This window comes from Dokdonella sp. (assembly GCF_035703485.1).
GTDB lineage: Bacteria > Pseudomonadota > Gammaproteobacteria > Xanthomonadales > Rhodanobacteraceae > Dokdonella.
This window is the reverse complement of sequence record NZ_DASSYD010000023.1, coordinates 1-8,537: the sequence shown is the minus strand read 5'-3', so window position 1 is coordinate 8,537 and position 8,537 is coordinate 1. Positions and strand designations below refer to the sequence as shown.

Annotated in this window: 7 protein-coding genes and 1 pseudogene; 3 read left to right on the top strand and 5 right to left on the bottom strand. The window is 57.8% G+C overall.

Features of this window, described 5'->3' with window-relative positions; translation table 11 throughout:
* From VFN25_RS02100 to petA, 3 genes are all read right to left on the bottom strand, one after another.
* Positions 1-446, bottom strand: a 446-nt coding sequence (locus VFN25_RS02100) for a cytochrome c1 (protein WP_414648827.1), incomplete at its 3' end; no start/stop codon positions are given.
* Positions 439-1,704 carry a cytochrome bc complex cytochrome b subunit gene (locus VFN25_RS02095; RefSeq protein WP_325138308.1) on the bottom strand — a complete coding sequence of 422 codons (1,266 nt, stop codon included), beginning with the start codon at positions 1,702-1,704 and terminating at the stop codon, positions 439-441. The genes VFN25_RS02095 and VFN25_RS02100, both read right to left, overlap by 8 nt.
* Positions 1,704-2,300: a ubiquinol-cytochrome c reductase iron-sulfur subunit gene (gene petA / locus VFN25_RS02090; RefSeq protein WP_325138306.1), complete on the bottom strand. Its 597-nt coding sequence runs from the start codon at positions 2,298-2,300 to the stop codon at positions 1,704-1,706. Before petA ends, VFN25_RS02095 begins: the two co-directional genes overlap by 1 nt.
* Positions 2,301-2,464: 164 nt before the next feature.
* Between petA and VFN25_RS02085 the strand changes: the two genes are divergently transcribed.
* On the top strand, positions 2,465-3,682 hold the full coding sequence (locus VFN25_RS02085; RefSeq protein WP_325138302.1) for a S1C family serine protease: 1,218 nt from the start codon (positions 2,465-2,467) through the stop codon (positions 3,680-3,682).
* A 135-nt stretch (positions 3,683-3,817) separates the two neighbouring features.
* Here the strand turns inward: VFN25_RS02085 and VFN25_RS02080 are convergent, their stop codons facing one another.
* Positions 3,818-4,756: a lytic transglycosylase domain-containing protein gene (locus VFN25_RS02080; RefSeq protein WP_325138300.1), complete on the bottom strand. Its 939-nt coding sequence runs from the start codon at positions 4,754-4,756 to the stop codon at positions 3,818-3,820.
* A 143-nt stretch (positions 4,757-4,899) separates the two neighbouring features.
* On the opposite strand from VFN25_RS02080, the gene miaB reads away from it, so the two are divergent.
* Positions 4,900-6,246 carry a tRNA (N6-isopentenyl adenosine(37)-C2)-methylthiotransferase MiaB gene (gene miaB, locus VFN25_RS02075; RefSeq protein WP_325138298.1) on the top strand — a complete coding sequence of 449 codons (1,347 nt, stop codon included), beginning with the start codon at positions 4,900-4,902 and terminating at the stop codon, positions 6,244-6,246.
* A gap of 152 nt (positions 6,247-6,398) precedes the next feature.
* Here miaB and VFN25_RS02070 read toward each other — a convergent pair whose 3' ends face one another.
* The gene (locus tag VFN25_RS02070) at positions 6,399-8,219 is read right to left on the bottom strand and encodes a DUF885 domain-containing protein (protein WP_325138296.1); all 1,821 of its coding nucleotides are present in this window, start codon (positions 8,217-8,219) and stop codon (positions 6,399-6,401) included.
* A gap of 229 nt (positions 8,220-8,448) precedes the next feature.
* Between VFN25_RS02070 and VFN25_RS02065 the strand changes: the two are divergent.
* A pseudogene (locus tag VFN25_RS02065) lies at positions 8,449-8,537 on the top strand (23S rRNA (adenine(2030)-N(6))-methyltransferase RlmJ); the annotation flags it as partial.

Here is an 8,537-nt window from a genome sequence, read left to right as displayed (position 1 = left end):
CAGCCCATCGGACGACTCGGGTCGAGATAGAACGACTTCAGATAGTTGTAAACGTAGTCGACACCCTTGGCCCTGGCCATCAGCGAAAGATCGGGAGGTGCGGCTCCAAACCAGGCTTTGCCATCCTCCGGATGCATGGATGCAGGAACCGGTTCACCGAAATTGGCACCGGTGAAGTTGAGATTCTGCATGACCTGATCTTTGCTCAATTGCAGGTCTTCGGCGATTCGCGAATAGCGCATCAGATTCAGCGAATGGCAACCAGAGCAATAATTGAAATAGATCTTGGCACCATGTTGCAGCGAACCGATATCACCGAGATTGGCATTCGAGGCGGGCAATGCAGCGCCTTCCGATGCCATCACAGCCGGTGCTGCGGACAATGCAAGTGCGACGAGGAAACCGACAATCAATCGTTGAGTCTTCAGCATGATGGTCTCAGTCATGGCCAGTCACCCGTTCAGGCACCGGCTTGGTCTTCTCGAAGCCGAAGGCGGTGTAGACCCAGAGGTAGATGAAGAAGCCAAAATAGGCAATGGTCAGGAAGCGGCCGATGAGGGTCTCGATCGGATCGGTTCCCGGGCCCGAACCAATCTTGCCAAGCCAGACAAAGCAGATGCCAAGAACAAACAGGGCAACGCGGAAACCGGTTCCACGATAGCGCCATGATTTGACCTTGCCGCGATCAATCCAGGGCAGGAAGAACAGCACAATGATTGCGCTGAACATGGTCAGGACGCCGGCCAGCTTGTCTGGAACGACTCGCAACATCGCGTAGAACGGCGTGTAGTACCAGGTCGGCTTGATGTGCTCCGGCGTGACCAGACGATTGGCCTCGATGAAGTTGTCATGCTCAAGGAACTGACCGCCAAAAGTCGGCTGGAAGAAGATGATGAACGCACAGATCATCAGGAAACAACCAGTGTAGAAGATGTCCTTGACCGTGAAGTAGGGGTGGAAAGGAACGCCGTCAGCCGGAGCATTGGCCGACCAGCGATTGCCCTTCGGTCCCTTCTTGATCTCGACCCCATCGGGATTGTTTGAGCCTACTTCGTGCAAGGCAAAGATATGCAGTACGACCAGCAACAGCAGCACCAGCGGCAATGCGATCACATGCAGTGCGAAGAAGCGGTTGAGAGTGGCATCCGAAGGCAGGTAGTCACCCATGATCCATTCGGTCAGCGCTTCGCCAACGTAGGGAATCGCGCCGAATAGCGAGATGATGACCTTGGCACCCCAGAATGACATCTGGCCCCAGGGCAGAACGTAGCCCATGAAGGCTTCTGCCATCAGCACCAGATAAATCAGCATGCCGAGCAACCAGACCAGCTCGCGCGGTTTCTTGTACGACCCGTACATGATGCCGCGGAACATGTGGATGTAGACGACCACGAAAAATGCCGAGGCACCGGTCGAATGCATGTAGCGGATCAGCCAGCCCCATTCGACATCGCGCATGATGTATTCAACCGAAGCGAAGGCTTCCGTCGCGCTCGGTTTGAAAAACATGGTCAGAAAGATGCCGGTAACGATCTGGTTGACCAGCACCACCATCGACAGCACGCCGAAGATGTACCAGATGTTGAAGTTCTTCGGAGCGTAGTACTCCGTCATGTGCTTGCGGTAGACCGGCAGGAACGAAGGTGCGCGTTCGTTGAACCAGTCCTGCATGCCGGTAACGGCCCGCGACAGTCGATTGGACATTAGGCAGCCCTCTCGTTGAGGCCGATCATGATGTGGGTGTCGTCGACAAAGTAGTACGGCGGCACGACCAGGTTGGTCGGCGCCGGCACACCGTCATAAACGCGGCCCGCCATGTCGAAACGCGATTTGTGGCATGGGCAGAAGAAGCCACCCTTCCATTCCGGATCAAACGGCTCCGGCTTGAGCTCGCCATGCATCTTCGGCGAACAACCGAGGTGGGTGCAGATGCCGACCAGCACGAGCAGCTCCGGCTTGCGCGATCGGTATTCGTTCACCGCGTACGTCGGCTGCTGGGTCTCGACGCTCGACGACGGATCACGCAAACGCGAGTCCTGGCTCGGCAGCGCATCCAGTTGGGGTTTGGTCCGATGAATGATCCAGATCGGTTGGCCACGCCACTCGTAGGTAACCATCTGGCCCAGTTCGAGCTTGCTGATATCAGCTTCGACCGGTGCACCAGAGGTTTTCGCGCGCGCGCTGGGCTGCCACGATTTGATGAAAGGTATGGCCGCTACCGCGACTCCAACTCCACCAACGACGGCTGTCGTTGCGGTCAGAAATCTGCGGCGACCCAAGTCGACGCCGTCATTTGCCATCCGGCACTCCACAAAAGCAGGTTGAAAAACGGAAATGGAACAGGAATTGAATGCGGGTCCGCCGCAAGTTCATGCTAGTTTAACGAAGCACCCCGCACCGCACAATCAAAGGCTGCGTGGCATGATGTCTCTTATGCCCCACAAGGCCCCGAATATCCAACGCCATGCGCCGCGCAACCATCCGCACACTCTCCTTCATATTGCGCTTTAGCGCACTCGGATTGGCTCTTGCTTTCCTGGTGAGTCTGCTTGCGCCATCGATTGTCGAGCGCTTGCGCGGTGAACGCGCAAGCATTGCCGTGCAGTCGTCACCTCGCGTCTCGACCCCATCCTCGCATAGTGAAGGCCCGGTTTCGTACGCCGATGCGGTGAGCCGGGCCGCGCCCGCTGTTGTCAGCATCTACGCCAACAAGATGACCACGGTGCGCCAATACCGGATCATTCCGGATCCGGTTACCCGACGACTGTTTGGTGCAATTGCCGCCGGACCGGCCTACCGCAAGCAGGAACACAGCCTTGGTTCCGGCGTCGTGTTCAGCGCAGATGGCTATGTGCTGACCAACAACCACGTGATCAGTGGTGCCGACGACATCCAGATTCTGCTTTCCGACGGCCGGGTTTCACAAGCGCGCGTGATTGGTGCCGATGCGGATACCGATCTGGCTGTCCTCAAGATCGATGCTTCCGATTTGCCGACGATCGCCGTGGCTGATCGCGGCGACGTCAATGTCGGTGACGTTGTCCTCGCCATCGGCAATCCGTTCGGTGTCGGCAAGACGGTAACGATGGGAATCGTCAGCGCAACCGGTCGTCAACTGCGACTTTCCGCCTATGAGGATTTCATCCAGACCGATGCGGCGATCAATTTTGGCAATTCCGGCGGCGCCCTGGTCAACGCACTTGGCGAGTTGGTCGGTATCAATACGGCGGTCTATCGCAATGCCGGCAGTGATCCGCGCAACGGCGGGCTGCAAAAGAACAACGCCGAGGGCATCGGCTTTGCGATACCGGTAAGCACCGCAAAGGCCGTGCTTGACCAGATCATCAGCCACGGCATGGTCATTCGCGGCTGGTTCGGCATTGAGTACGCGGACATGTCGGCGATCAGTGCCGCAACGCCTTCAACCACCCCGCTTCAACGCGGCGTCATTGTCACTGAGGTGCTGCCTGGAGGTCCCGGTGACAGTGTCGGATTGCGCCGTGGCGACATCCTGCTCAAGCTGGATGGTGAAGACATCATCGATCAGCCCGACCTGCGCAGTCACGAAGCCGCATTGGCGCCGGGCTCGGTGGCAAAACTGGATGGTTTGCGCAACGGCGTTCCGTTTTCGGTTGAATTGACCTTGATGCAGCGCCCGCAGAATGCGGTGACCCGAACCTGATCAGGCTGCTTTGACAGGCTGTTGAAATCCGCTCAGGCGAATGCAGGACAAGACGCAGTCCAGTTGCGGCAATTGAGCAGTTTCAAGCACGTTGCCAGCCGTATCGCGCCGGTTGGTTGGAATTTCAACGGCCCGTCAGAGCGCCTTGCGATAGCGCTCATACAAGGTCTTTACGCGCTCGACGTAAATCTGGGTTTCGGCATACGGCGGCACGGCGGAATACTTCCTGACGGCACCCGGCCCGGCGTTGTAGGCCGCAGCCGCCAGCCCCTGATCGCCATTGAAGTTCTTGAGCATTTCGGCGAGGTATTTTGCGCCGCCACGAATATTCTGGCTGACATCGAACGCGTCGGTGACACCGAGATCGCTCGCAGTCCCCGGCATCAACTGCATCAGGCCTTGCGCGCCCTTGCTTGAAATGGCCATCGGATTGAATGCCGATTCGGCATGGATGACGGCGCGCAGCAGCGCGGCATCAACCCCGTAATCGGCAGCGGCGAGGTTGACCTCATCCTTGTAGGCTTCGGTATTGAGTGCCGTCCTCGCGAAATTGATGGTCGAATGCAGGTCGCAGGCAACGCAGGTCGAGATGTAGGTGAAGAGCAAGGCGAAGCGACCATCTCGCGGTCGCACGTTGGTGTATTCGGTGATGCCACTTTTGCGCTCGACCCGGTAGACCGCTCCACGCAGGACTTTCGGTGCTGCTTTTGAGGTGTTCGCACTGGTCATCACGCGCGCCACCGGTTTGCTGGCTTCGCTCGGCACGGGTTCGGTCTTTTTGGCTGGTGCGAGCATCGCGGCTGTGGAGGTCACACCCGAGCTTCCAGCGCGAACATCGGGTTGCTCCTGATACTCGACCTTGCGTTGCGCTTGCGCACTCTTTGCCGCCGGCGGTTTCACCGAATAGCGCCCGATCGCCTTGCAGGCAGTGAAATTCGCCCGCTTGTTGGTATAGGCGACACTGCCGCCCGGACCCTCGCATTTGTACAAGGTGTCGGCATTGGCGCCCGTCACGATCAATAGTCCGATCGAGAACAATCCGCCAAGCAGCTGATTTTTCGATATTTGTCGCATAGCTTTCTATCGATCACGGTACTCCCGCTGACGCAGGATTGGCAATGGACGCGAGGAAACCTCGTGAAGTTCAACCGAATCTGCTGGCGAGCCTCATGTCCAGTGCGTAAACTACTGGGTTTGCTCACAATTCTCCAGAACCCATGTCCGGAAAGCTCTACATCAAGACCCACGGTTGCCAGATGAACGAGTACGACTCGGCCAAAATGGCTGACGTACTCGGCGCCGCGCATGGGCTCGAACTGACTCAGGATGAGAGCGAAGCCGACGTCATCCTGATCAACACCTGCTCGATCCGTGAGAAGGCGCAGGAAAAGGTCTTCAGCCAGCTCGGCCGCTGGAAGGAACTCAAGCAGCACAAGGAATCAGTGGTTATTGGTGTCGGTGGCTGCGTTGCCAGTCAGGAGGGCGAAGCGATCGTCAAGCGCGCGCCGTACGTCGACCTGGTCTTTGGACCGCAGACCTTGCACCGGCTACCCGAGATGATCGAGGCGCGGCGCAAGAGCGGAAAACCGCAAGTCGACATCAGCTTCCCCGAGATTGAAAAATTTGATTGCCTGCCGGAACCGCGTGCCGAAGGCCCAAGCGCATTCGTCTCGATCATGGAAGGCTGCTCGAAGTACTGCAGCTTCTGTGTTGTGCCCTACACCCGTGGCGAAGAAATCAGCCGGCCGTTCGATGACGTGCTCGCCGAAATTGCGCAACTGGCCGAGCAAGGCGTGCGCGAAGTCAATCTGCTGGGTCAGAACGTCAACGCTTATCGTGGCCCGATGCACGATGGCGGCATCGCCGATCTCGGTTTGTTGATTCACGCTGTCGCCCAGATCGATGGCATCGACCGGATCCGCTTCACTACCTCGCATCCGATGGAATTCAGCGATTCGCTGATCGATGCCTATGCAAACGTTCCGCAACTGGCGAACTACCTGCACCTACCGGTGCAATCCGGCTCCGATCGCATTCTTTCCGCGATGAAGCGCGGCTACACCGCACTCGAATACAAGCAGCGCATCCGCAAACTGCGCGCGGTGCGCCCGGATATCTGCGTGTCTTCGGATTTCATCATCGGCTTCCCAGGCGAAACCGATGCCGATTTCGAGAAGACAATGAAACTGATCGATGACGTCGGCTTCGACCAGAGTTTCAGCTTCATTTTCTCCTCACGTCCCGGCACGCCAGCAGCCAGTCTCGCCGATGAAACTCCGGCGGAGGTCAAGCAGGAACGCCTGAAGCGACTGCAGGCCGTGCTCAACGAGAATGCGCGCAAGATCAACGAAATCATGCTGGGCACCACCCAGCGCATCCTCGTGGAAGGCCCGAGCCGTCGCGACCCCAATGAAATGACCGGTCGCACCGAGAACATGCGCAAGGTCAACTTCGCCGGTCATCCGCGCATGGCGGGACAATTCGTTGACGTACTGATCACCGAAGTGATGGCCAACTCGTTGCGCGGCCGCGTGCAACTCTCGGCTGACGATCAGGCCGCTTGATCCGGAGCGTTATCGTTGCCCGGCAACGACGCCGTTCGCCACCCGCATATCGTTCACGCCTGCTTCCAGTGCACTGACATGGTGCACTGGAAGCTTTGCTGATACGGGTCGGCTGAATCAGGCGTTGCGCTCGACCGTTGGCTTGAGTGAAGTCATCCGGCTTTCTTGCTCGCAATCCAGTCATCGATGACACGCTCGACCAGCGACAGCGGCAAGGCGCCGTGGGTCAGGATCTGGTCGTGAAATTCGCTGAGCTTGAACTGGTCGCCGAGTTCCTGTTTCGCCTTTTCACGCAGGGCGAGAATCTTCAGCATGCCGGCCTTGTACGCGAGCGCCTGTCCCGGAAAGACGAAATAGCGTTCGATCTCCGCCGTCACATCACCCTCACCCATGCCGGTGTTCTCGAGCATGTAGGTGATCGCCTGCTCTCGCGTCCAGTGCTTGTAGTGGATGCCACTGTCGACGACCAGACGCACCGCACGCATCATCTCGTCGCGCAGTCGACCAAGATTGTCGAGCGGATTCTTCTGGAAACCCATTTCCCAGGCCAGACGTTCGGCATACAGGGCCCAACCTTCCGAGTAGGCTGTAAACGGCAGCACGCGGCGGAAGAACGGAACTCCCTGCAACTCCTGTGCGATCGTGATCTGGAAATGATGACCCGGAATGCCTTCGTGATAGGCCAGCGTGCGCATCGCGAATTTCGGTGTTTCGCCGGGATCGCGCATATTGGCGTAGAAGACGCCAGGCCGTGATCCGTCAAATGCACCGCTCTGGTAGTAGGCGCCAGGCGCAGTCTTCTCCGAAAACGCCGGTACCGGCTTGACCTCAACACCAAGCTTCGGACGGCGATTGAAGGTATCGCCGAGATTGGCATTGATATCATCGAGAATCGCCTGGTATTTGGCAATCATCTCCTTCTTGCCTTCCGGCGTATTCGGATACATCTGCTCTGGCTTGCGCGCAAGCTGCTGAACACGCTCGCCGATCGTGCCTTCGGTCAAGCCCTGATCGCGCAGAATCGCATCCATTTCGGTACCGATTCGAGCGACTTCCGAAAGTCCGAGTTCATGTACCTCGGCCGGCGTCATGTCCGTGGTCGTATGACTGCGCACGGCCCAGGCGTAATAGGCATCACCATCGGGCAGGCTCCAGGCACCGAGGTTTTCAGTCGCCTTGGGCTGCAATGCGGTGAAGTAGGCAATCAGATCGCGATAGGCCGGGTAAACCTTGCCGTCGATCGAGGCCTCGGCTTGTTTTAGCAACTCGTCCTGAGCGGCCTGGTCGACCTTGTCGGTACCCAGCTTGGTCAGTTTCTCCTGGAGGCTGGTGTAGAGCATGTTCTGCGCAGCCGGCATGGCGATAAAGCCGTTCATCTGCTCAAGCACCTTGTCGACGGTGAATTTCGGCGGTATCACGCCCTTCTGTTCGCTCAGCTTGAGCCCTTCGATGACCTCCGAAAACTGGACCGGGAACTGGTCGAGTCGCTTGATGTAGTTCTCGGCGTCGCCCCTGGAGTTGACCTGGTGAGTCTGGGCCATGAAGTTCGGCAGGTTCGATTGCACGCCGAACATCTGGTTGACCGGAAAATTGTTGTAGCGAAAACGACTTCCCTCGACCTGATCCTTGAGAAAGAACTCGAGCGCGTCGTAGGACAGCTTGCCCTCTTCATCGAGTGCATCGCGATCATAGCGGTGCAGCATGTCGAGATCTTCCTTGACCAGCGCCGTCATTTTGTCCCCGTGGCTGGGCGAAGCATCATCGAGCTTGTCGCTGTAGAAGTCAGCCCAGGGCGGCAGGATGCGCATGCTGCTGAGCATCTGCGGACTTTGCAGCGCAAACTGCATGAAGGTTCTGCCGTAGAACCAGTCGATCTTGTAGGGCTTGAAGTACCACACATGCACGAACGCAATGCCGGCCAGCACCACAACCAGAAAAATCAGTCGCAACAACCATTTCAGCAGCTTTCTCATGCTTCAGTCCCCAGGGCAGTTATCCCTGCAAGTTAGCATCCCGGGCAGTCCATTTGTCACAGCCATTGGTAACGACTTTCGATTTGACAGCATGGATTCGGCTGCTTGGCGCTGTCGTTGATTCTGCAGCGCTCGGGTGTTGCTTTTTCCACCCTTGCTGCAGAACGCCCGGCCCGCTATGTTGGCAACTGGACCAGAGTCCTTCTCAGAGCGATGCGCCAGGAACGCCATGAACTATCGCCATGCATTCCATGCCGGCAACTTTGCCGATGTGTTCAAGCACAGCATTTTGATCGGCCTGCTGGAGGCGCTGAAATC